Consider the following 21902-nt stretch of genomic DNA (forward strand, 5'->3'; position numbering starts at 1 on the left):
ATCAATCGAGGCAACGTTCGATGGCGCGCGATGTCAATTGGTGCGGTTTAATCTCCGCGTTCTTCGTATTGGCAGCAGCATCGTCCGCCAGCGAAGCGACGCAGCGCGCGAGGTTGGCGCGCGCGCTGGCCGGAGCGTACGCAACGGCCAGGGCCGCTAATAACACCGTCACAGCGGCACCCGCGAAGGCTCCAATGCGCAAGGTCGTGCGACCAGGGCGTGGCGGTAGAGCGCGAGCGCGCAAGCGATCGCCGTGCTGGAAGAGCGTTCGAAACATATCGGGCGCTGTCGGGAAACGTTGAGGTTCCACGTCAAGATAGGCAGGTCCGCGCCATGCAACAAGACCCAGCCGCGCCGCAAATCATGGGGCCACGCCCGGCCCCGTCTCATGCCATGCCGTTAGCGCAATGCCCACATATGCTGTCGCACGAAGCGCTCGATCTCTTCGCTCAACTCTCGATCTTCGGGCGCGCCCATGAAGCCGCCATGCGGCATCGCTTCGAACACGTGAAGTTCGACGGGAATGCGCGCACGGCGCAACGCGCGATGCAGGCGCACCGTGTTGGAGAGGAAAAGATCCCGAGTGCCGCTTTGCAGGAAGGTGGGAGGAAACCCCTTGGAGAAGTCGGCAAACAGCGGCGAGAGCCACGGGTGCGCCAGATCGGCCCCGTTGGCGTAGAGCAGATTGTTCGCCATGAGCGAGCCGGGTAGCACGACGTCCACCCACTGGTTGGTCTGGAAGCTGTCGCCGGACTCGGTGAGGTCCACTTCCGGCGAGAGCAGCACGAGCGCGGCGGGCAGCGGCAAGCCCGCGTCGCGCGCGCGCAGCGTCATGGCCGCGGCGAGATTGCCGCCCGCCGAGCGCCCGCCTACGACGACGTTTTCCGGCGCGTATTGCCCGAGCACGTGCGACCAGACCGCCATGCAGTCGTCGAGCGCGGCGGGATACGGGTGTTCGGGCGGCATGCGGTAGTCCACGCCGTAGCAGCGAATGCGCAACCGGTCGGCCTGCATCTGCGCGCCGACGCGGCACGCGGCGCCCCCGCCGAACACCAGCGCGCCGCCATGCAGGTCGATATAGGCGCAGTCCTCGGAGAGCGGGTCCACGGGTGTCGCGATATGGACCACCGCGTGTCCCACCTGAACGGTTTCCACGCTGGCGCGCAACTGTCGCGCGAGGGGTTCGAGCGCGGCGGCGTAGTGGGCGCTGGCGTTCGCCTTGACCTGCATCCATGCGTCGACATCGTCGAGCGCGGGCATGACGTGGCGCGAATTGAGCGGAACCCCTTGCTCATCCACGAGCCGGCGCAAGGCGGTTTGCGCCGCTTCGCTGATCGAATCCGGAAACGGGACGATACGGCTGGGCAGCGTTACGCCGTCGATTTTGTCTTTCATGGTTTGAATCGGAAAAAGAGAATTCAACGCGCGTCATTTGATGCGACGCGCGCCGTGGTCCGTCAACCGAGAGCGGCCTGGGCCCGTTGCAGCCACTTCCGGTTGTGCTCGCGCGCGTGGCGCGGCCAGTGCCGGGCGTCATGCACGATCTCGGCGTAGAGCTCACGCGCGCGCTGGCGGTCGGCGTCGCCGGGCTGTGTTGTCAGCCAGTCGGCGTAGAGGCAACGCGGCGCGGCGTCGCTCGCGTTGGCGAGCGCCACTTCGAAGGCGGCGCGCGTGCCCGGCGCGCCCGTCGCGGCCTGGGCCTGCGCATACAGCAAGGCCGGCGCCGGTTCCTCGCGGGCGATCGCGCGTACGGCGAACAGCTTTTCCAGCGTGTCCCGCGCGGACGCGGCATCGCCGTTGGCGAACTGCGCGTGCGCGAGCCCTTCGAGCAAGGCCGGATCCGACGCGAACGGCCCGCTCACCGCGGCCTGGTAGTGCGTCAGGGCTTCGGCGGCGTCGCCGGCTTCGAGCAGTGCCGCGGCCAGCCGCATGCGATGCGCGACGGTGGGCGCGCTATCGAAGTCCATGCGCGCTTCGCGCACGGCCCGGTTGGGATCGACGAACTGCGAGATCGCCTTCGACGTCGCCCGCGCGCCGCGCGACTGGCGCAGGGTCGGCAAGTAGATGACGAAGAAATAGACCAGGCTGCCAAGGCCGGGAAACAGGAACAGGATCAGCATCCAGTACATGTTCTGCTGCGTGCGCACGGCATGCACGGCGAAAAACACGGCGATGATGACGGACAGGCTAATTCCAAAGATGCGCATAAGTGGGATGCTCCATGACGATACGTTTGCAGCGGTCCATCAGCGTAACTGCTGAACGCAATTGTGACAGCAGAGCGCGCCGGGCTGCGCGGCGGCGCGATGGCAGGGCGGCTGCACCGCATTGCATCACGGCTTCGTGAAACGGCGGGTGCAGCGTGCGTGTCGATGCGGATTCAATCTGCTAGCCTTGCGCAAGCGGGGTGTTCGGTTGACGGTCCCCGAAGGAGGCGTCATGAACGTAAGCGTAGCGGGCAGCGTGGTCGGCGCGATGTTGATTGCGGCCATCGCGGGCGGGGCGTCCAGTGCGATCGCGCAAACGGGCGCACAAGCGGGTGCACAAACGGGCGCAGGCATGCAAACGGTGGCGGCTTCGTCGTCGCCGCCTCGAAGCCGGTCCGACAGCGCGCTCATTCGCGACGTTCGCCGCGCGCTCGGCCGGGTGCCGGAGATGGACGACTCGGGTATCCGCATTACGGCGCACCTGGGCGTGGTCACGCTCACCGGATCGGTGCCCGAGACCTGGCAGATCTCGCGCGCGGCCAATGCGGCCCGATCCGTGCATGGCGTCACGGGCGTGCAAAACCGCTTGACCGAGAAAAAGAAAGACGAAGCGGGCAACTGAGCGAATCGCGAGCGGCGTGGGAGGAAGCGTGAGACATACTCTGCTGAAACAGGCCATGCGCGCGGTATTGATCGTTGCCATCGCAACGTGCGCGGCGTACGGAGGCACGCCCGCAGGTATCCCCGCAAGCAGGCCCGATAACGAACTGGTTCGCGACGTCCGCCACGCCTTCGCGCGCACCCAGGGGCTGAACGCATCGAGCATTCACGTTCAGGCGCGCAACGGCGTCGTGACGTTGACAGGCTGGGTGCCGCAGCGCTCGCAGATCAGCCGGGCCGCCGATGTCGCCGGTTCGGTCAACGGCGTGCGCTCGGTATCGAACGGCCTCGTGCTGCGGGCGGGGCACGGCAGCGGCCGTTGATCAGCGGGGCGCGTTCTGCTCGCGCACGATATCGATGATCCGCCGCGCGGCAGGCGACAGATAGCCGTCGTTGCGATGCACGACGCCGAACTGGCGCGTCATCGTCGTGTCGGGATTCGGCAGTTCGACCAGCGCGGGCGTGAAGCGGCCCGCTTCCAGATTGCGCCGCGAAATGAAGCTCAGCAAACCCGTTTCGGCGATCAGGCGCGGCACGGCGGCAATCGAACTCGTCATCACGGCCGCGCGCGGCAACGGCAGTCCGCGCGAGGCGAACGCGTGTTCGAGCCACTGACGCGTCGCCACCGACTGCGCGGGCAGCACCCAGCCATAGCGCGACATCGCTTCGAGCGTCGCGTGCTTGCCCGCGAGCGGGTGCGTGGCGCTCGCCGCGACCACGACGTCGTCGGCCACGATCGGGATCTGCACCAGCGCTTCGTCGTGGCTGCCGAGCGGGCCGATCACCACGTCGAGCAGCCGCTTGCGCAGCGCGTCCTGCAACACGTCGTTCATGCCGATCTGCAATTCGACGACCACCGCCGGCGCTTCCTCCTGCAACGCCCGGCACACCGTGGGCATGATGAACTCGGCGATGGTGGCCGCCGCGCCGATCTTGACGAGACCCGCGAGCCCCACCCCCAGCGAGGCGATTTCGCGCTGCGTCTCGTCGAGCGTGCGTTCGACGAGACGCACGCGCTCCTGGAGCAGGCGGCCCGCGTCGGTCAGGCGAATGCCGCGCCCGCTGCGCTCGAACAGCGCGGCGCCGTAGTTCTCTTCCAGCCGGTCGATGCACTTCGAGAGCGCGGGCTGCGTGATGTGCAGCGCCTGCGACGCCCGCCCCAGGTGCCCCAGTTCGGCGACTTTCGCGAAGTACATCAGGTCGCGCACCTGCAAATTCATGACCACGGGCGGCTCCGGCAGACGTTCGGGCGGTCGCTGAAATTCATAACCACCAGGAATGGAAAGATGAAAAAACGAAAATAGACATTATGAGTCGAGGTGTCAACAATGTCGTGAAGCTTCATGCAGACAGAAGGAGACACCGATGTCCCACCGTATTCTCGTCACGGCGCCGCGTCTCGCGCAGGCCGGGCAGCGCGTGCTGGCGGCCGCGCAGTGCGAAGTCGTCTATATCGACGACGCGCAGGACGCCGCCCAGGTCGCCCGCATTCTCGCGACACAACCCATCGACGCCGTGATCTCGCGCACCGTCGAGCTTTCCGGCGCGGCGATCGCGAGCTGCCCGTCGCTGCGCGTCATTTGCAAGCACGGCGTGGGCGTGACGAACATCGACGTCGAAGCCGCCACGCGGCACGGCATTCCGGTTTTCACGACGCCCGGCACCAACACGCACTCCGTGGCGGAGCTGACGCTCGCGCTCATGCTCGGCGCGGCGCGCAAGGTCAACTTCTACGACAGCGAACTGCGCGCGGGCCGCTGGACCCGCACGGGCGACGGGCGGCAGTTGCATGGCCGCACGCTCGGGCTCGTCGGCTACGGCCAGATCGGGCGGCGCGTCGCGGCGATCGCGCACGCGCTCGGCATGACGGTGCGCGCATTCGATCCTGTGGCCACGCAGGCCGCCGCGCAGCCGTTCGTGACGCTCGAACGCTCCATCGACGCGCTGCTCGCGCAAGCCGACGTGCTGAGCCTGCATTGCCCCGTCAACGCACACACGCGCAACCTGCTCGACGCGCAGGCCATCGCGCGGCTGCCCGACGGCGCGATCGTCGTGAACACGGCGCGCGGCGAGCTGATCGACGAGGCCGCGCTCGTGGCGGCGCTGCAAAGCGGCAAGCTCGCCGCCGCGGGTCTCGACACGTTTTGCCACGAGCCGCTCGGCGCGGACGATCCGCTGGCCGCGCTGCCGAACGTGGTGCTCACGCCGCATGTGGGCGGCTCGACGCCCGACGCGCTCGACGCCGTCGCCGTGAGCGCCGCCGAAACCTGTTTGCGCTATCTGCGCGGCGAGGCCGTGGACGCGGCGAGCTGCGTGAATCCCGGCGCCCTTCACTCAGAGAAAAAGGTCATCGCATGAACATCCCGCAGGATCGGGCCGGCTGGCCCGCAGGCTTCTTCGTCGGTCAACGCGCGTCGCTGCCCACGGCCGCGCAGGTCGAGGCGTTTCGCGAGGTGCCCGTCGCGCACGCGGGCGACTGCCTCGGCCGCAGCATCGGCGCGATGGGCCTCACCGCCTATCACCACTCGGTCTCGCTCACGATGTGCGGCCCGGCGCTCACGGTGCGTGTGCGTCCGGGCGACAACATGATGATCCACAAGGCCATCGAGCTCGCGCAGCCCGGCGACGTGATCGTGATCGACGGCGGCGGCGACCTGACCCAGGCGCTGATCGGCGGCCTCATGCGCACGTCGGCGCTCGCGAAGAAGATTGGCGGCTTCGTGGTGGACGGCGCGATCCGCGATCTGGCGGAGTGGGCCGAGGGCGTGATTCCGGTCTACGCGCGCGGCCACACGTTTCGCGGGCCGAGCAAGGAGGGCCCCGGCGAGGTGAACGTGCCGGTCGCCTGCGCGGGGCTCGTCGTGAATCCCGGCGATCTGGTGATGGGCGACGCGGACGGCGTGATCGCCGTGCCGGTGGACCGGCTCGACGCGCTGCTGCCGCTCGTGCGCGCCCACGCCGACAAGGAAGCCGCGATCCGCGCGAGCAACGCGGCAGGCTCGGCCGACCCGGAGCGCTTCAACGCGCTGCTGCGCAAGAAGGGCTGCCCGGTGTAAGGCCGCCGGCGCACGCACGAACCCTTCGCGCGGCACACGCCGCCGATGCCGCCCAGGCCGCGGCGGCATCGCCAGCACAACAATCAGGAGACGAGGCCATGCATCCCTTTTCCAGCACTGCCGAAGCGCACGCCGTGGCGGGCGCAACGCACGACGGCGCGGCGCTCGCGCCGCACGCCTTGACGCCCGCCGCGCTGGCCCCCGAAGCGCACGCGCGCCAGATCTCGGCGCGCCTCGACCGCCTGCCGCCGAGCGCCCCCGTATGGCTCTTGATCGCCGCGCTCGCGCTGGGCGGCTGGTTCGAGATCTATGACATGTTCCTCACCGCCTACATCGCGCCGGGGCTCGTGAAGGCGGGCATTTTCACGAAAACGACGGCGTCGCTGTTCGATCTGGGCGGCCTGGGTGCCTTCGTCGCGGCGCTCTTTCTCGGGCTTTTCATCGGCACGATCGGCGTGGCCTTCGTCGCCGACCGGCTGGGGCGCCGCCGTGTGTTCGTGGGGGCGCTGCTGTGCTACACGTTCGCCGCCGTGATGATGTCGCTGCAAAGCGATCCCGTTTGGGTCGTGTTCTGGCGCGTGGTCGCGGGTATCGGCGTGGGCGCGGAGCTCGTGACCATCGACGCCTATGTTTCCGAGTTCGTGCCCGCCCGCCTGCGTGGCCGCGCGTTCGCGTTCGTCCAGGCGATCCAGTACACGTCGATTCCGACCATTGCCTTCCTTTCGTGGCAACTGGTGCCGATCGCGCCGTTCGGCCACGACGGCTGGCGTTGGGTGGTGTGGATCGGCTGCTCGGGCGCGGTGTTCGTCTGGCTGATCCGCCTTGGCCTGCCCGAAAGCCCGCGCTGGCTGATCCAGCACGGCCGCATGGCCGAAGCCGAGGCGATCGTCACGCGGCTTGAGCGCCGTATCGAGCGCGCCACGGGCAAACCGCTGCCGGTCGCAGCCAATGCGGACAATGCAGCCAAGCAGAACGTTGCGCACGCAACGACATCGGCGGAGCCGAACGACGGCCCGTGGAGCGAGCGTTATCGCAGCCGCACCGTCATGCTGCTGGTGTTCAACTTCTTCCAGTCGATCGGGTACTACGGTTTCGCGAGCTGGGTGCCCACCTTGCTGGCGGAAAAGGGCGTGACGCTCACGCACAGCCTCTGGTATTCGTTTCTCATCGCCATCGCGAGCCCGATCGGGCCGCTGCTTTCCATGCTGATCGCCGACCGCGTCGAACGCAAATGGCTGATCGTCGGTTCGGCCGCCGCCATGGCCGTGCTCGGCGTGATCTTCGCGCAGCAGCGCGATCCCGCCCTGCTGGTGGCGATGGGCCTGCTCATGACGCTGGCGGGCAACTGCATGACGTTCTCGTATCGCACCTATCAGGCCGAACTCTTCCCGACCCGCATGCGGGCGCGCGCCATCGGGCTCGTGTATTCGGCGAGCCGCATCAGCGCCATGCTCTCGGGTTTTCTCATCGGATTCTTCCTGCGGCATATGGGCGTGGTGGGGGTGTTCTCGCTGATCGCGGGGTCGATGTGCGTAGTCGTCCTGACGATTGGCTTCTTCGGCCCGCGCTCGCGCGGCCTCAGCCTCGAACAGATCTCCGCATAGCAGGAAGCACAAGGGTACGTCATGTTCTATCTCGACCAACCGCCGCGACTCATTGAAACGCGCGTGTTTTCCGCCATGCCGGCGCATTATCGACAGACCGGCGTCGCATCGGCGTGGGCCAACGCCAACAAGGCGGGCCAGCCCGTCGACAGCTTCCTGGAAGGGCCGTCGTTCGACGCGCAAGGGCGTTTGTATGTGGTGGATATTCCGTTTGGCCGGATCTTTCGTATTGGCAAAGAGGGTGACTGGTCGCTCGTCGCGCAGTACGACGGCGAGCCGAACGGCCTGAAGTTCCACCCGGACGGCCGCATCCTGATTGCCGACTATCGCAACGGCATCATGCAGTTCGATCCCGAAACCGGGCGCGTGGCGCCGCTCCTCGTGTCGCGCAACGGCGAATCGTTCAAGGGCTGCAACGATCTGGCGATCGCCGCCAATGGCGACATCTATTTCACGGACCAGGGGCAAACGGGCCTGCAAGACCCCACGGGCCGCGTGTACCGGCTCGCCGCCGACGGCCGCCTCGACTGTCTGCTTTCGAACGGCGTGAGCCCGAACGGCCTCGTGCTCGACCCGTCCGGGCGCGTGCTGTACGTCGCCATGACGCGCGACAACGCGGTGTGGCGCGTGCCGCTGCTCGCGAGCGGCGGCACCGCGAAGGTGGGGCGTTTCTGCTCGCTGTTCGGTACGAGCGGTCCCGACGGCCTGGCGATGGACGAGGCCGGCAATCTGTATGTCGCGCATGCTTCGCTCGGGCACGTGTTCGTGTTCGCACCCAACGGCGAATGCATCGCGCGCGTGAAGTCGTGCGCGGGCGAGACCGTGACCAATCTCGCCTTCGGCGGCGCGCAGCGGCGGCAACTGTTCATCACCGAATCGAAGAGCGGCAGCGTGCTCGTGGCGGACGTCGGCCAGCCGGGCATGGCGTTGCCGCTCATCGCCTGAACACCGCTGCCCGTCATTCGCGCCGCCCGGCGCACCGACCTCGCATTGCGATCATGTCAGACACCTTCAACCTGCGCGACTATCCGCTCGCCAATCACACCGCGCCCCGCACCGCTGCGTCGCGGCACATTCCGCGCCGCCTTGCTCGCGTGCTCGCGCTCGCCGATTTCGAGGCGGCGGCGCGCCGCCACCTGCCGGGGCCGATCTTTGCCTACGTGAGCGGCGGCTGCGAGACCGATCGGTCGCTCAGCGAAAATCGCCGCGCGTTCGAGGACTACGACTGGGTGCCGCGCGTGCTCGTCGATACGTCGAAGCGCACGCTGGAGACCTCGCTGTTCGGCCACACTTACGCCGCGCCGTTCGGCGTCGCGCCCATGGGCATCAGCGCGCTGTCGGCATACCGGGGCGACCTGATCCAGGCGCAGGCGGCGGCGCTCGCCAACGTGCCGACGATCATGAGCGGCTCGTCGCTCATTCGCATGGAAGAGGTTTGCGCGGCCAATCCCGACGCGTGGTTCCAGATGTACGTGCCCGGCGAGCCCGACAAGATTTCGGCGCTGCTCGAACGCGTGGCGAACGCGGGCTTTCGCACGCTGGTGCTGACCGCCGATGTGCCGGTGTCGGGCAACCGCGAGAACAACCTGCGCGCGGGATTCTCCACGCCGTTGCGTCCCACGCTGCGGCTCGCGTGGGACGGCGCGACGCATCTTCGCTGGCTGTTCGGCACGGCGTTGCGCACGTTGTGGCGGCACGGCATGCCGCACTTCGAGAACTCGCGCACGGAGCGCGGCGCGCCGATTCTCTCGTCGAACGTGCTGCGCGACTTTGGCGCGCGCGACCATCTGAGCTGGGAGCATCTGCGCCTGATCCGGCGGCAGTGGCAGGGCACGCTCGTCGTCAAGGGCATACTCGACCCCGACGACGCCCGCCGCGCGCGCGAACTCGGGGCCGACGGGCTGATCGTGTCGAATCATGGCGGGCGTCAGCTCGACGGGTCGATTGCGCCGTTGCGCGCGCTGCCTGCCGTGGTGGCCGCCGTCGACGCCGATTGCCCCGTGATGATCGACAGCGGCTTCCGGCGCGGCGGCGACGTGCTGATGGCGCTCGCGCTGGGCGCACGGGCCGTGTTCGTCGGGCGGCCGTTCAACTATGCGGGCGCGGTGGCGGGGCAGGCGGGCATCGTGCACGCGTTCGCGATTCTCGCCGCCGAGATGATGCGCAATATGGCGCTGCTCGGCGTGAACCGGCCCGGCGAGCTGGGTGCGCACAACCTGCGACGGCGCACGGCGCTTGACGACCTTTCGCGCCATGCGGCCGGGCGGCGATGAGCGTCGATCACTCGATGTCGTCGAGCGGCACGCCGGTGTTGTTCTTCCACGTCAACACGGCGCAACTCGCGATGACCGCCACCACGATCAGATAGACATTGAATAGCTGACCCTTGTCGATCGAATACAGCCACGCGTTGAGATAGGAGGCCGTGCCGCCGAAGAACGCCACCGCGAGCGAAATGAAAAAGCCGAAGAGGCGCGTGCGATAGCGTGTGGGCACCTGTTCCGATATGGCGGCGGGCTTGCTGCCCGTGATGAACGCAACGAGCACGAGGCCGACGGACTGCGTGACGAGCAAGGTCCACGGCGCGCTGGAGATCAGGTTCCACAGCGGAAAGATGGTGACCGAGATGCCGAGCAGCGAAATGAGCGTCGTGATCTTGCGTCCGGTGAAATCGGAGAGCCGTCCGATGAGCGGCAGCGCGATCAGATAGATCACCTGGGCAATGCAGCTCATCGTGAATGCGTCATGTGCATCCATGTGCTTCGCGCTGATCGCGTAGATGGCCGCCGATGTGACCCACGTATAGTAAGTGAGCGTCGAGCCCGCCTCATAGATGAAGAGTTTCAAGCCTTCGCGCAGGAGCTTGGTGCGCGGCCATGGGGCGTGACGCAGCTGGGCCGCGCTGTCCTCGTGGATGCTCTCGACCATATTGCGGCGCAGCCACAGCGCGAATATCGCGAGGAACCCGCCTGCCGCGAAGGGCACGCGCCAACCCCATTGCTGCATGGCGTCCGTGGAGAGAAAAGCCGTGAGCGCCGCGAGGAAGAAGGTCGCGATCAGCGAGCCCGCGCCAACGGAAATGAACACCGCGCTCGACCACAAGCCACGCCGCGCCGGCGGCGCGATCTCGGCAACATAGGCATAGGAAGCGGTGGTTTCGCCGCCGTGCGCCGCGCCCTGCACGAGCCTCGCGGCGAGCAACGCGGCCGAGGCCCAGCTGCCGATCGCGCCATATGAAGGAATGACCGCGATCAGCAGGCTCGCAAACGCCATGAGCAGCATGGTGCTCAGGAGCACCGCGCGCCGCCCGAGCCGGTTCGCCACCGCGCCGAACACGATGCCGCCGAGCGGTCGTGCGAAGAAGCCCGCGGCGAACACGGCGAGCGTGCCGAGCAGCGACGACGTTTTGTTGGTGTTGTCGAACAGCGCGCCCGCGATATAGACCGATGCGACCGTATAGACGGTCCAGTCGAACCATTCGAGCAGATTGCCGAGGCTGGACGCGATCAGGGACCGCCAGTGCGAGGGCGGCGGCGCGGTGTCCGCGGTGACGGACGAGGAAGAGGTTTCAGAAAGGTAAGCCACAACGTCTCCAATATTGTCTTGCGGGCGCGGTGTTCGCACCGCGATTCACTCGGGTAAATGACTCAGGCAGCGGCGCGTTCGACCTTCTCCATCGCCGAGACGATGTCCGCGATGCTCAGCGAATGTTCAAAGTTGCCCGCATAGGGGGCTTCCAACGTGAGGCGCGCGACCGTCTCGTAGTGCTCGCGCGTCGCGCCGCTAGCGCCCAGATCGCTCAAGCGGGTCGGCAGGCCGAGGCGTTCATACAGGCGGATCATGTCGCGCATGAAGTCGGGCGCGCGGTGTTCGAGGTGCAATTGCACGAGTAGCGCATAGGCCACCTGCAAGCCGTGCGGTGCATGCGCGGCCCCGGCAAGCCGGGAGAGGCCGCGTGTCATCGAATGCGCGATCGAGAGCCCGCCGCTCTCGAAGCCAAGGCCGCTCATCAGGATCACCGCTTCGATGAGGCGGTCGAACGCCGGATGCGTGCGGCCGAGCTTGAGGTCGTCCAGCACCGGCGCGGCGTCGGAACGAATGATCGAAAAGCATTCGCGCGCGAGCACGTAGGCGGAAAACGACGGGCGTGCCGCGAACATGTTCTTGCCGCCGCTTTGCAGGCACTGCTCGGCCTCGAAGTATTTGCTGATCGCGTCGCCAATACCGGCCAGCAGAAAATGCGTGGGCGCTTGCGCGATCAGCGCGGTATCGACCACGACGTAAGCGGCGCTGCGCGGTAGATGCTTGACGGCGGCGAGTTGATGATCGTCGTCGTAGAGAACATAGTTCTTCGACGTGGGGGAATCGTTCGACGCGATGGTCGGCACGGTGATCAGCGCGCAACCGGCCGCGTCGACGAGCGCCTTGCCCGCATCGAGCGTCTTGCCGCCGCCGATCGCCACCACGACGCCAAAGTCGAATGATTGCGCCGCCTGCGCCAGTTCGGCGACTTTGCGCTGCGTGAGTTCTCCGCTGAATTCAAGCCAGTGAGCCGTGACGTCGTGTGCGGCGCACGACGCGACGATGCGCGAGCCGAATTGCTCGCGCACGAAGCTGTCGCAAAGAATGAGCGCGCGCGGCGAGCAGGCGCGAATGTACTGGCCAATGTCGCCGACGACGCCGTCGCCCTGAATATATCGGCCCGGAGAGCCAAAAGTGAGTGCAGTCATGGGATGTTGATGATGGGGTTGGATATTTGAGTTTCTTTTCATGATGCATCATATATCTTTGTAATGGACGCACCACGCCGCCTGGTTTTCGATCCGTCGCGAGTCACGTTAGCGAGGCCCGCTCGAAGGCGAGCCCTAGCGAAACATCGAGCAGGAGGCGGCGGACCTCAGCCTTGCCGGTTCACGTCCGGCAGCAGGAATTCGACAAAGTGATCGAGTTGCGAGGTGACCATGTGTTCGCCCCGATGAATGCGTGCGCCGCGCAATTCGGCTTCCATCAGGAACCGCGTGGTGGCGGGTTGCATGACGACCTCCGCGGCGACCATCGCGGGCATGAGTTTCGAGGTGTCGCATGGCAGCGCGTCATCGGGTTTGAGTCCGAGGGAGGTCGCGTTGATCACGATGTCGTGGTCGCCTGGATCGTCGCTGCCGGGGCGCACGTCGCAGCCGGGCGCAGCTTGCGCAACCAGCGTGGCGAGGTGCTGCGCCTTCTCGCGATTGCGGTTGGCGATGGTCAGCCGGGAAATGCCCTCGCGTGCCAACGCCAGGGCCAGCGCCGTTGCCGCGCCGCCGGCGCCCAGCAGCAGTACCCGTTTGCCCGCGAGCACAATGCCCTCGCGCAGCATGCCCGTGACGAAACCCGAACCGTCGTACATGCGGCCCGTATAAAGGCCATCTGCATCGCGCCGGACCGTATTGACGACGCCTAGCAGCGATGCGTCACCTTCGAGCCGGTCGCACAGTTGCGCCGCCGTCTGCTTGTGCGGAATGGTCAGCACGACGCCCGCGAGATTGGCGACGTGCCGCAGTCCGTTCCACGCCTCCTGCAAATGCTCGGGCCGCACGGCCCACGGAACCATGATGGCGTTGATGCCCCGCTGCGCGCAAAGGGCATTGAAGAATGTCGGCGTGCGGACGTGACTGGCGGGCCACGCCATCAGGACGATGACCTGCGTTTCGCCGTTGACCTTGGGCGAAGCGGGCGGAGCGGTGGGCATGGGTGTCTCTCCAGAATGATTATCGATATATGATGCATCATCATCGAGCGATGCCGCAAGGTCCAGGTGCGGGGTCCGATGCATCGCATGCAAACCGGCAGTTGTCTCACAAAGATATATGATGCATCATACGTCTTGTGGAGGGCGAGACCCGGATTCGCGCCCCCTCCCGCCTCATTCCATTCAGGCATCAACAGGAGACTCTATGTCGACAGCATTGCAGGAGAGCGATCACGCGCTCGCCTCGGAGACGCTCGCGCATTTGCGCGAGAAAGCGCAATTCGTCCGCCTCGAGACGATTCGTCTGATCGAAATCGCCAAGACGGGGCACTACACGTCGGTGTTTTCAGCGGCGGAAATCTTTGCCGCGCTTTACTACGACGTGATGTCCTTGCGCGCGGGCGATCCGCGCTGGAAGGACCGCGACCGTTTCACGATGGGCAAGGGCCACGCGGCCGTCGGCCTGTTCCCGATCCTCGCCGAGTATGGCTACATCGAGCGCGAAACGCTCGACGGCTACACGCGTCTGGGCAATCCGCTGGGCGACCACCCGGACATGACCAAGGTGCCCGGCATCGATTTCAGTTCGGGGTCCATCGGCCACGCGTTGTCGAACGGCGCGGGCATGGCGAAGGCGGCCCACATGGCCGGCAGCCCGTTCAAGGTCTTCACGCTGCTCGGTGACGGGGAGATGCAGGAAGGGCAGGTCTGGGAAGCCGCGTTGTTCGCCGCGCACCACCGGCTCTCGAATCTGATCGCGATCGTCGACCGCAACGGCTACCAGCTCGACGGCAAGGTTGACGACGTGATCGGCATCGAGTCGCTCGCAGACAAATGGCGTGCTTTCGGCTGGGAGACGCACGAGGTGGACGGCCACGACCTGAACGCGCTGGTGCCGCTCCTGCGCCGCGTAAAGGCGGACACGGCGCGCAGCAAGCCGGTTTGCATCATCGCGAAGACGATCAAGGGCAAGGGCGTGTCGTACATGGAGACCGAACCGGGCTGGCACCTGGGCTATCTCGCGCCCGACGACGCGCAACGCGCAATTGAAGAAATCAAGAGCAAGGTGATCTAAGCATGTCGACTCCGCAAAATCCCGATTCGTGGCAGTACCGTGCGCTGAACGCGCGCAATCCCGGCCTCGACTATCTGTCCGATGCGCTCATCGAACTCGCGCGCGAAGGCCACCCCGTCGTGGCGGGCTCCGCCGATCTGCAATATTCCAATGGCTTGAACAAGTTCGCGAGCGAGTTTCCCGAACGCTACGTGCAGTTCGGCATCTCGGAGCAGAACATGGTTTCGGCGGCCGCCGGCATGGCAACGACGGGCGTCATGCCATTCGTCGCGACCTTCGCGTCGTTTCTCGGCCTGCTGTGCTGCGAGCAGATCCGCATGGACGTCGCCTACTGCAAGCTGCCGGTGCGCCTGATCGGCCACCATACCGGCGTTTCGCTCGGCTTCTACGGCACCTCGCACCACGCCACGGAAGACATCTCGACGATGCGCGCGATTGCGAACCTGACCGTCATTTCGCCCGCCGACGGCGCGCAACTCGCCGCCGCGATCCGCGCTTCGGCCACGTGGCCCGATCCGATCTATTTCCGCATCGGGCGCGGGCGCGACCCGAAAGTCTATGAGGACGGCGTCGAGTTCACGATCGGTCGGGCCATCGTGCATTCGGTGGGCAGCGACGTGACGATCATCGGCTGCGGGTTGCCGGTTGCCGGCGCGCTCGAAGCCGCCGCCAATCTCAAGCAGCAAGGCGTTTCGGCGGGGGTGATCGACATGCCGACCATCAAGCCGCTCGATCGCGACGCCATTATCGCGGCGGCGCGCCAGTCGAAGGTGCTCGTGACGGTCGAGGAGCACAACGTGATCGGCGGCCTGGGCGCGGCGGTGGCCGAAGTGCTGGCCGACGAGGGGCTGGGCGTGCGGCTCATGCGCCACGGGATTTACGACGAGTACAGCCTCATCGCGCCGCCCACGCATCTGTATGCGCACTATGAGCTGGACGGTCCCGGCATTACGCGGGTGGCGCGGGCCGCGCTCGCCAAAGTGTCCTGAAGGTGACCTGAAGGTGACTCGAAAGTAACCTGAAGCACGCGCCGCCCGCGATGAAGCAGGCCGCTTCGCGGGCGGCGATTCGGACTTGATCGTGTGACGCGCGACGGGGCGCAAAGAGAAAGCGGCTCGTGAAGCCACTTCCCGGACATCGGGGCTCGGACGCCGCCGCTTCGCGCGAGCTTTGATAAACGGGAGTAGCGATGTTGAATAGCGATACCTGGCGCGGTGTGAATCTGCGCGATGCGGATCTGTTGAGAGACGCGTGCCTGATCGGTGGCGAGTGGCTCGCCGCCGATGACGGTTCCACCATTGACGTGTTCAATCCGGCAACGGGGGCGCTGCTTGGCACGGTCCCTCGAATGGGCACGGCCGAAACGCGCCGCGCGATCGACGCGGCCGCGCAAGCGCTTCCGCACTGGCGCGCGAAAACGGCCAAAGAGCGCGCCGCGCTGCTGCGCCGATGGTACGAGCTGATGCTCGAACATTGCGAGGATCTGGCGAAAATCATGACGCTCGAACAGGGCAAGCCCTTGAGCGAGAGCCGTGGTGAGATCGGCTACGCGGCGTCGTTTATCGAGTGGTTCGCCGAAGAGGGCAAACGCGTATACGGCGACACGATCCCGGCGCCGGGCGGGGACAAACGGATCGTCGTGCTCAAGCAGCCCATTGGCGTGTGCGCGGCCATCACGCCGTGGAATTTTCCGGCGGCGATGCTCACGCGCAAGCTCGCGCCCGCGCTGGCGGCGGGCTGCACGGTAGTGCTCAAGCCCGCGAGTCAAACGCCGTTCAGCGCCCTGGCGCTTTGCGTGCTCGCGGCGCGCGTCGGCATTCCGCCCGGCGTGATTTCGTGCGTCACGGGCAAGGCGAACCAGATTGGCGCGGAGCTGACCTCGAACCCGATCGTGCGCAAACTCTCTTTCACCGGCTCGACGGAGATCGGCAAGCAACTGCTCGCGCAGTGCGCCGCGACCGTCAAGAAGACGTCGATGGAACTGGGCGGCAACGCGCCGTTTATCGTGTTCGACGACGCGGATATCGACGCGGCGGTGCGCGGCGCGATGGCTTCGAAGTATCGCAACGCCGGGCAGACCTGCGTTTGCGCGAATCGTTTGCTCGTGCAGGATGGCATTTATGACCGCTTCGTCGAACGGCTCGCTCAGGCCGTTGGCAAGCTCGTGGTCGGCAACGGTCTTGATGAAGAGGTCACGATCGGGCCGCTGATCGACGCGGCCGCCGTGGCCAAGGTCGAAGAGCATGTGCAGGATGCGCTCGCGAAGGGCGCGCGCGTGGTGGCGGGCGGCAAGCGCGCGGTGCAGGGCGCAAGCTTCTTCGAGCCGACCATTCTCGCCGACGCCACACGCGACATGCGCATCTTCGACGAAGAGACGTTCGGTCCCGTTGCGCCGATCTTCCGCTTCAAGACCGAAGCCGAGGCCATCGCGCTCGCCAACGACACGCCGTTCGGCCTTGCTTCCTACTTCTACGGACGCGACATCGCGCGCGTTTGGCGCGTGGCGGAGGCGCTCGAATACGGCATGGTCGGCATCAACGAAGGCATCGTGTCCACGGAAGTCGCGCCGTTCGGCGGCGTGAAGGAGAGCGGTCTGGGCCGTGAGGGCTCGCGTTACGGTCTCGACGATTACCTCGAGATCAAATACCTGTGCTTCGGCGGCATGGCCTGATCGCCGCGCGCGCAGAAGATGAAATGGCCGCCAGCAGGCGGCCATTTCTATTTGAACGGCTTTAAAGAGCGCCAGTCAATGGCCTAAAAGCCGGACACATAGCCGCCGTCGACTGGCAGCGTCACGCCAGTCACGAACGCAGCGGCGGGCGACGCGAGAAACACCGTCGCGCCCGCGAGATCGTCCGCTTCGCCCCAGCGCCCCAGCGCGGAGCGGGACACGATCTTCTGCGACAACGCCTCGGACTCCCAGAATATCCGCGTCATGTCGGTGCGATGGTAACCGGGTGCGATCGCATTCACGCGTACGCCGCGCTTGCCGTATTCGTGGGCGAGCGAGCGGGTGAGGCCTACCACGCCGGTCTTGCTCGCGCAGTAGGCGGGCACGTCGGCGTCGGCCAGGTAGCTGAGCATGGAGGCGATATTGACGATCGAACCGCGCGATTGTTCGAGCAGCGCTCGCGCCGCCTGCGAGAGCCGCATTACGCTGCGCAGATTGACGTCGATTACGGCGCCGAACACGTCGTCCGCATATTCGTCGCGCGGGCGGGCCACGCCCGCCGCGTTGACCAGCACGTCGAGGCGCGAAAGGCCGCTGAAAAAGGTGTCGATCTCGCTTTCGTTGCGCACGTCAAGCGCTGCGAAACGCAGGCCCGCCAGCGACGCGTCGTCGCGCAGCGCGGCCAGCTTCGTGGCGGACGAGCCCGTGGCGATAGTATGCGCGCCGAGACGGTGAAACGCCTGGGCGATGGCAAGACCGATGCCGCTCGTCGCGCCGGAAACGAGTACGTGCTTTCCGGCGAACAGATCGGCGCGAAAGCTCTCGGTGTCGAAGCTCATGAAGTGAATCTCCTCTGGAAACGCGAGGGCGCGCGGCGAAAGCGCCGCGCGCGTGCCTGTGTCGCGTTGGGGGGTGAAAGCGAAACGATCAGTTGCCCGTGGCTTGCGCGCGAAGTTCGGGAATCGACTTGACCGGCGGGATCGTGTACTTGTAGAAGAGGTTGCTAGGATCGGGGTCGATCTTCTGGTCGACGTTGCTTTGCGTGATGATCGCCGGCGGGAAGCCGGAGCCCATCGGCAGATTGTTCGCGTCGACGCGGTGCGTGAAGGCGTTGTGAATGAATTCGATCGCGGCCACGCCGGTTTGCTCGCCGGAGTTTTCGCCGGACACGAGAATATTGCCCTTCTTGATCTGGTCGAGTTCGCCGCGATAGCCGCCCGCCGCATCGGCAATGCGGATCTTGCCCTGCTTGCCCATGTTGCGCACCGCGCGCAATGCGCCGAGCCCCATGAAGTCGTTCTCGGAGAGAATGAAATTGAGCTTGCTGCCGTTGGCAGAGAGAATGTCCTCCGTCGCCGCGAGGCTGCCTTCTTCGGTCCACTTGCCCACGCCGAGCGCGAGCACGTTGAAGTTGATATCGGGCGCGCTCAGCTTGCCGGTCTTCTTCAGCGTCTGGAACAGTTCGAAGCCGCGCAGCATGGCGTCTTCGCGGCTGGCATTGGACGTGCGCTCGCGCATGCGTTCGTCCACAATGCCTGCAATCAGACCGTTGATGCGGCTTTCCGAAGTCGAATTGCCGAGCACGCCGATGATGACGGCCGCGTCGATCGGCGTGTCCTTGCCCGCCGTTTTCGCCACGTATTGACCCACTTCGAAGCCGCTTCCATAAGGATTGCCAAGCAGTGTGGTCAGCACGCGGGCGCTCGCATCGGGGGTGGTGCCGACGGTGACGACCGGAATACCCGCATCGACGGCGCGGTTGATGCAAGCCGAGACGCCGAGCGTGTCGGTCGGATCGACCACGATCACGTCCATCTTGCGCGTGACGAAGTTGTCGATCTGCGCGCATTGGCGTTGCAGATCGCCGTCGGCGACCTGCACATCGATCGAATAGCCGTATTTCGCCGAGCTTTGCCGCGCGCCCTTGATGAGTTCGACGAACCACGGATTGCCGAGCGTGATATCGGTCCAGCCGATCTTGAGCTGGTTCGCATTGGCCGGCTGCTTCGGCCACGCCTTGCGGACCGCCGTGCGATCGGGCAGCGCCGGATCGACCACGCCCGACAAGGCGGTGTTCGGCAGCAGCGTGTAAATCTTGGCCTTGGCCTGGCTGTAGATGGGGGCCGTCATGCCGAACGCCAGCATGGTTGCGACGGCGAGTGCTCTGCGAGCAACGCGCATATCAGTCTCCTGGAGGGTGTTGTTGGACGAAAGGAAAGCAGGGCAGGGACGAGCCGCGCGGCGGCCCCCCCGTAACGCATGAGGGCTCAGCGCTGGCCGACGCGTTGAACGAGCACGGCGAGCACGATAATCACGCCTTTGATGATCTGCTGCGGGTACACCGGCACGCTCAGAAGATTCATGACGTTGCCGATCAGGCCGAGCACTAGCACGCCGATCACCGTATTGGCAACCGAGCCCTTGCCGCCCGAGAGCAATGCGCCGCCGATCACGCAGGTGGCGATGCCGTCGAGTTCGAGCCCGACGCCGGTGATCGGCGTACCCACGCCGGTGATCGGCGTACCCACGCCGGTGCGCGCCGTGAAAACGATGCCCGCGACCGCGCTCAGCGCGCCGGAGATCACATAGACGCAGAACTTGTAGCCGCGCTCCGAGATACCGGCGAGGCGCACGGCCGTTTCGTTGCTGCCCGTTGCGATGACCATGCGCCCGAAGGTGGTGTAGTTCATCAGGAAGTAGAACAGCAGCGCGACGACTACGCCGAGCACGACCGGCCAGGGCACGCCGAGGAAAGGCACCGTGCCGCTGCCGAATTCGTTGAGCAGGTCCGCCGCCGGCAGGTCGAGCGGCAGCATCGTCGGCTGGCCGTTCGACATCATGTAGGTGACGCCGCGCGCAATTGTCATCATGGCGAGCGTGACGATGAACGGCGCAAGCCCGAAGGCGGTCACGAGCGCGCCATTGAGCGCGCCGAAAATCGCGCCGAGCAGCACGGCCAGCACGACCGCGAGCAGGAGGCCGGGCGCGCCGCCGAACGGCATCACGGGCACCAGCATGGCGACGAGCAGGCCGCCCGCCGCGGCAATCGATCCCACCGAAAGATCGATGCCGCCCGTGTTGATGACGAGCAGCATGCCGAGGCTCACGAACAGCAAGGGCGTCATCTGGCGCAGCAGGTTATAGAGGTTCTCCTGGCTCAGAAACGCCGGTGACATGATGCTCGATACGACGAACAGCACCACCAGCATGATGAGCGCGTTATAGCGCACCAGACCGCGTAGCAGCGGAACCTCCGCGCGCCGCGTTTGCATGATTCCTTCCATTACTTCACTCCCATGGCCAGCGATATCAGCGACTTTTCATTGATGGCGGGGCCGCTGAGTTCGCCCGCAATGCGGCCCGCGCGCATGACCAGCACACGGTCACACAGGCCGATGATCTCCGGCATGTCGGAGGACACGACGATGACGGCGACGCCCGCGCGCGCGAGATCGTTGATGACCTGATAGATCTCGATCTTGGCGCCGATATCGACGCCGCGAGTGGGCTCGTCGAGAATCAGCACGCGGCAGCCGTTCGACAGCCACTTCATCAGCGCGACCTTCTGCTGGTTGCCGCCCGAGAGCGTGGACACGTCGATTTCGGTGTCGCGCGCCTTCACGCGCAACCGTTTGATGAGCTCGCGCGTTTGTGCGCGTTCGGCGCGATGGTCGAGAACGCAGCGCAGGCGCGCGAGCGTGTTGCGCGGCTTCATCATCGCGTTCACGCGTATCGGCATGTTCAGCAGCACGCCCTGTTGCTTGCGGTCCTCGGGCAGCATGCCGATGCCGCTTTCGATGCCGTGGCGCGGGCGCTTCAGATGCGCGATCAGGCGGCCGTCCACGCGGATCTCGCCGCTGTCCCGGCGATCCGCGCCGAAGATCGCGCGCATCGTTTCCGTGCGGCCCGCGCCGACGAGCCCGCTAAAGCCCAGCACCTCGCCCGCGCGAGCGTGAAACGAAACGTCGCGCACGCGCTCGCCCGCGCACAGGTCGCGTATGTCGAGGCGTGTTTCGCCGATGCGCGCGTCGCGCGCCGGAAAGAGATCGCCCAGTTCCCGGCCCACCATCAACTGCACGAGCCGGTGTTCGTCGATGTCGGCAATGCGCACGGTGCTCACGAAGGCGCCGTCCTTGAGCACCGTGGCGCTGTCGCACAGATGGAAAATTTCTTCGAGCCGATGCGAGATGTAGATGATGCACACGCCGTCGCGCTTGAGCCGTTCGAGCAAGGCGAAGAGGCGTGTGGTCTCGCGTGCGGTGAGCACGGCCGTGGGCTCGTCGAACACGAGCACGCGCGAAGTGCGTGAGAGCGCCTTGCATATCTCGACGATCTGCTGCTCGGCGACCGACAGCGTGGCAACGGGCCGCGACACGTCCAGTTCGCCGAAGCCGAGTGCATCGAGCTGTTCGCGGGCGCGCGCCTTGAGCTTCGACCAGTTGATGATCGTCCGTCCCGCGCCGAGATCGTGCAGGAAGATGTTCTCGGCCACGGACAGGTGCTTCGCAAGCGAGAACTCCTGATGGATCACGCTGATGCCGTGCGCCTGCGCGGCGTGCGGGCTGTCGATCGTGAGGCGTTGGCCGTCCAGCGATATTTCGCCTTCGTCCGGCGTGTACGCGCCGGCCAATATCTTCATGAGCGTCGATTTGCCCGCACCGTTTTCGCCCATCAGCGCATGTACCTGGCCGCCGTGCGCTTCCAGGCTGACGTTGCGTAGCGCCTGCACGCCGCCAAAGTGCTTGCTGATGTTGCGCATGACCAAATGATTGCTCATCGTCTCCTCGGTAATCCTGTTGTGCGACCCGGCAGCGCCCGCGAGCGCCTTTGTGTGTGTCGAATCGTGTTGCTGTCTTGTCGCAATGGATGATGCATCATATATCTAACGCCGAGACATGCGA

20 protein-coding genes are annotated in these 21902 nt (G+C 66.0%); 10 read left to right on the forward strand and 10 right to left on the reverse strand.

The window, feature by feature from the left end; all coding sequences use genetic code 11:
- Positions 1 to 399: 399 nt before the first annotated feature.
- Together C7402_RS23500 and C7402_RS23505 are read right to left on the reverse strand one after the other, a co-directional pair.
- On the reverse strand, positions 400 to 1395 hold the full coding sequence (locus C7402_RS23500; RefSeq protein WP_116612332.1) for an alpha/beta hydrolase: 996 nt from the start codon (positions 1393 to 1395) through the stop codon (positions 400 to 402).
- Positions 1396 to 1457: 62 nt separating this feature from the next.
- Entirely contained in the window at positions 1458 to 2207 is a 750-nt protein-coding gene (locus C7402_RS23505) for a tetratricopeptide repeat protein (RefSeq protein WP_112174151.1), read from the reverse strand.
- Positions 2208 to 2439: 232 nt separating this feature from the next.
- On the opposite strand from C7402_RS23505, the gene C7402_RS23510 reads away from it, so the two are divergent.
- Entirely contained in the window at positions 2440 to 2829 is a 390-nt protein-coding gene (locus C7402_RS23510; protein WP_116612333.1) for a BON domain-containing protein, read from the forward strand.
- A gap of 28 nt (positions 2830 to 2857) precedes the next feature.
- Positions 2858 to 3190, forward strand: coding sequence for a BON domain-containing protein (locus C7402_RS23515; protein ID WP_244314912.1), 333 nt, complete (start codon positions 2858 to 2860; stop codon positions 3188 to 3190).
- On the opposite strand, the gene C7402_RS23520 is transcribed toward C7402_RS23515, so the two are convergent.
- On the reverse strand, positions 3191 to 4087 hold the full coding sequence (locus C7402_RS23520; RefSeq protein ID WP_112174148.1) for a LysR family transcriptional regulator: 897 nt from the start codon (positions 4085 to 4087) through the stop codon (positions 3191 to 3193).
- A gap of 145 nt (positions 4088 to 4232) precedes the next feature.
- On the opposite strand from C7402_RS23520, the gene C7402_RS23525 reads away from it, so the two are divergent.
- The 5 genes from C7402_RS23525 (at position 4233) to C7402_RS23545 (ending at position 9800) form a co-directional block, all read left to right on the forward strand.
- The gene (locus tag C7402_RS23525; protein ID WP_112174147.1) at positions 4233 to 5225 is read left to right on the forward strand and encodes a hydroxyacid dehydrogenase; all 993 of its coding nucleotides are present in this window, start codon (positions 4233 to 4235) and stop codon (positions 5223 to 5225) included.
- Entirely contained in the window at positions 5222 to 5923 is a 702-nt protein-coding gene (locus C7402_RS23530; protein ID WP_116612335.1) for an RraA family protein, read from the forward strand. Before C7402_RS23525 ends, C7402_RS23530 begins: the two co-directional genes overlap by 4 nt.
- A 98-nt stretch (positions 5924 to 6021) precedes the next feature.
- Entirely contained in the window at positions 6022 to 7527 is a 1506-nt protein-coding gene (locus tag C7402_RS23535) for an MFS transporter (RefSeq protein WP_116612336.1), read from the forward strand.
- Positions 7528 to 7548: 21 nt separating this feature from the next.
- Positions 7549 to 8472, forward strand: coding sequence for an SMP-30/gluconolactonase/LRE family protein (locus tag C7402_RS23540; RefSeq protein ID WP_116612337.1), 924 nt, complete (start codon positions 7549 to 7551; stop codon positions 8470 to 8472).
- A gap of 53 nt (positions 8473 to 8525) precedes the next feature.
- Entirely contained in the window at positions 8526 to 9800 is a 1275-nt protein-coding gene (locus C7402_RS23545; protein ID WP_112174143.1) for an alpha-hydroxy acid oxidase, read from the forward strand.
- A gap of 7 nt (positions 9801 to 9807) precedes the next feature.
- Here the strand turns inward: C7402_RS23545 and C7402_RS23550 are convergent, their stop codons facing one another.
- From C7402_RS23550 to C7402_RS23560, 3 genes are all read right to left on the reverse strand, one after another.
- Positions 9808 to 11112 (reverse strand): MFS transporter, encoded by a 1305-nt coding sequence (locus C7402_RS23550; protein WP_116612338.1) that lies wholly within the window; start codon positions 11110 to 11112, stop codon positions 9808 to 9810.
- 62 nt (positions 11113 to 11174) lie between these two features.
- The gene (locus C7402_RS23555) at positions 11175 to 12257 is read right to left on the reverse strand and encodes a glycerol dehydrogenase (RefSeq protein WP_112174141.1); all 1083 of its coding nucleotides are present in this window, start codon (positions 12255 to 12257) and stop codon (positions 11175 to 11177) included.
- Positions 12258 to 12424: 167 nt separating this feature from the next.
- Complete coding sequence (locus C7402_RS23560) at positions 12425 to 13255, reverse strand: shikimate dehydrogenase family protein (RefSeq protein WP_116612339.1); 831 nt, start codon at positions 13253 to 13255, stop codon at positions 12425 to 12427.
- A gap of 205 nt (positions 13256 to 13460) precedes the next feature.
- Here C7402_RS23560 and C7402_RS23565 point away from each other — a divergent pair, with 205 nt between their 5' ends.
- The 3 genes from C7402_RS23565 (at position 13461) to gabD (ending at position 17001) form a co-directional block, all read left to right on the forward strand.
- Entirely contained in the window at positions 13461 to 14330 is an 870-nt protein-coding gene (locus C7402_RS23565; RefSeq protein ID WP_116612340.1) for a transketolase, read from the forward strand.
- Positions 14331 to 14332: 2 nt separating this feature from the next.
- Positions 14333 to 15319: a transketolase family protein gene (locus C7402_RS23570; RefSeq protein ID WP_116612341.1), complete on the forward strand. Its 987-nt coding sequence runs from the start codon at positions 14333 to 14335 to the stop codon at positions 15317 to 15319.
- A gap of 200 nt (positions 15320 to 15519) precedes the next feature.
- Positions 15520 to 17001 carry an NADP-dependent succinate-semialdehyde dehydrogenase gene (gene gabD / locus C7402_RS23575; RefSeq protein ID WP_116612342.1) on the forward strand — a complete coding sequence of 494 codons (1482 nt, stop codon included), beginning with the start codon at positions 15520 to 15522 and terminating at the stop codon, positions 16999 to 17001.
- An 83-nt stretch (positions 17002 to 17084) separates the two neighbouring features.
- On the opposite strand, the gene C7402_RS23580 is transcribed toward gabD, so the two are convergent.
- The 4 genes from C7402_RS23580 to C7402_RS23595 all read right to left on the reverse strand — a co-directional run bounded on the left by C7402_RS23580 (position 17085) and on the right by C7402_RS23595 (position 21778).
- Positions 17085 to 17840, reverse strand: a complete 756-nt coding sequence (locus C7402_RS23580) for an SDR family NAD(P)-dependent oxidoreductase (RefSeq protein WP_112174136.1) — start codon at positions 17838 to 17840, stop codon at positions 17085 to 17087.
- An 88-nt stretch (positions 17841 to 17928) separates the two neighbouring features.
- Complete coding sequence (locus tag C7402_RS23585; protein WP_116612343.1) at positions 17929 to 19182, reverse strand: sugar ABC transporter substrate-binding protein; 1254 nt, start codon at positions 19180 to 19182, stop codon at positions 17929 to 17931.
- Positions 19183 to 19268: 86 nt separating this feature from the next.
- Positions 19269 to 20285, reverse strand: coding sequence for an ABC transporter permease (locus C7402_RS23590; protein ID WP_116612344.1), 1017 nt, complete (start codon positions 20283 to 20285; stop codon positions 19269 to 19271).
- Positions 20285 to 21778 (reverse strand): sugar ABC transporter ATP-binding protein, encoded by a 1494-nt coding sequence (locus C7402_RS23595; RefSeq protein ID WP_112174133.1) that lies wholly within the window; start codon positions 21776 to 21778, stop codon positions 20285 to 20287. The genes C7402_RS23590 and C7402_RS23595 overlap by 1 nt, the downstream gene beginning before the upstream one ends.
- Positions 21779 to 21902 lie beyond the last annotated feature (124 nt).

Origin of the sequence: Paraburkholderia unamae (assembly GCF_003096875.1) — a bacterium.
Lineage (GTDB): Bacteria > Pseudomonadota > Gammaproteobacteria > Burkholderiales > Burkholderiaceae > Paraburkholderia > Paraburkholderia unamae.

Coding starts and splice junctions, on each gene's coding strand:
- C7402_RS23500 (WP_116612332.1), bottom strand. CDS start 1,395: ATGAAAGACAAAATCGACGGCGTAACGCTGCCCAGCCGTATCGTCCCG.
- C7402_RS23505 (WP_112174151.1), bottom strand. CDS start 2,207: ATGCGCATCTTTGGAATTAGCCTGTCCGTCATCATCGCCGTGTTTTTC.
- C7402_RS23510 (WP_116612333.1), top strand. CDS start 2,440: ATGAACGTAAGCGTAGCGGGCAGCGTGGTCGGCGCGATGTTGATTGCG.
- C7402_RS23520 (WP_112174148.1), bottom strand. CDS start 4,087: ATGAATTTGCAGGTGCGCGACCTGATGTACTTCGCGAAAGTCGCCGAA.
- C7402_RS23525 (WP_112174147.1), top strand. CDS start 4,233: ATGTCCCACCGTATTCTCGTCACGGCGCCGCGTCTCGCGCAGGCCGGG.
- C7402_RS23530 (WP_116612335.1), top strand. CDS start 5,222: ATGAACATCCCGCAGGATCGGGCCGGCTGGCCCGCAGGCTTCTTCGTC.
- C7402_RS23535 (WP_116612336.1), top strand. CDS start 6,022: ATGCATCCCTTTTCCAGCACTGCCGAAGCGCACGCCGTGGCGGGCGCA.
- C7402_RS23540 (WP_116612337.1), top strand. CDS start 7,549: ATGTTCTATCTCGACCAACCGCCGCGACTCATTGAAACGCGCGTGTTT.
- C7402_RS23545 (WP_112174143.1), top strand. CDS start 8,526: ATGTCAGACACCTTCAACCTGCGCGACTATCCGCTCGCCAATCACACC.
- C7402_RS23555 (WP_112174141.1), bottom strand. CDS start 12,257: ATGACTGCACTCACTTTTGGCTCTCCGGGCCGATATATTCAGGGCGAC.
- C7402_RS23560 (WP_116612339.1), bottom strand. CDS start 13,255: ATGCCCACCGCTCCGCCCGCTTCGCCCAAGGTCAACGGCGAAACGCAG.
- C7402_RS23565 (WP_116612340.1), top strand. CDS start 13,461: ATGTCGACAGCATTGCAGGAGAGCGATCACGCGCTCGCCTCGGAGACG.
- C7402_RS23570 (WP_116612341.1), top strand. CDS start 14,333: ATGTCGACTCCGCAAAATCCCGATTCGTGGCAGTACCGTGCGCTGAAC.
- gabD (WP_116612342.1), top strand. CDS start 15,520: ATGTTGAATAGCGATACCTGGCGCGGTGTGAATCTGCGCGATGCGGAT.
- C7402_RS23580 (WP_112174136.1), bottom strand. CDS start 17,840: ATGAGCTTCGACACCGAGAGCTTTCGCGCCGATCTGTTCGCCGGAAAG.
- C7402_RS23585 (WP_116612343.1), bottom strand. CDS start 19,182: ATGCGCGTTGCTCGCAGAGCACTCGCCGTCGCAACCATGCTGGCGTTC.
- C7402_RS23590 (WP_116612344.1), bottom strand. CDS start 20,285: ATGGAAGGAATCATGCAAACGCGGCGCGCGGAGGTTCCGCTGCTACGC.
- C7402_RS23595 (WP_112174133.1), bottom strand. CDS start 21,778: ATGAGCAATCATTTGGTCATGCGCAACATCAGCAAGCACTTTGGCGGC.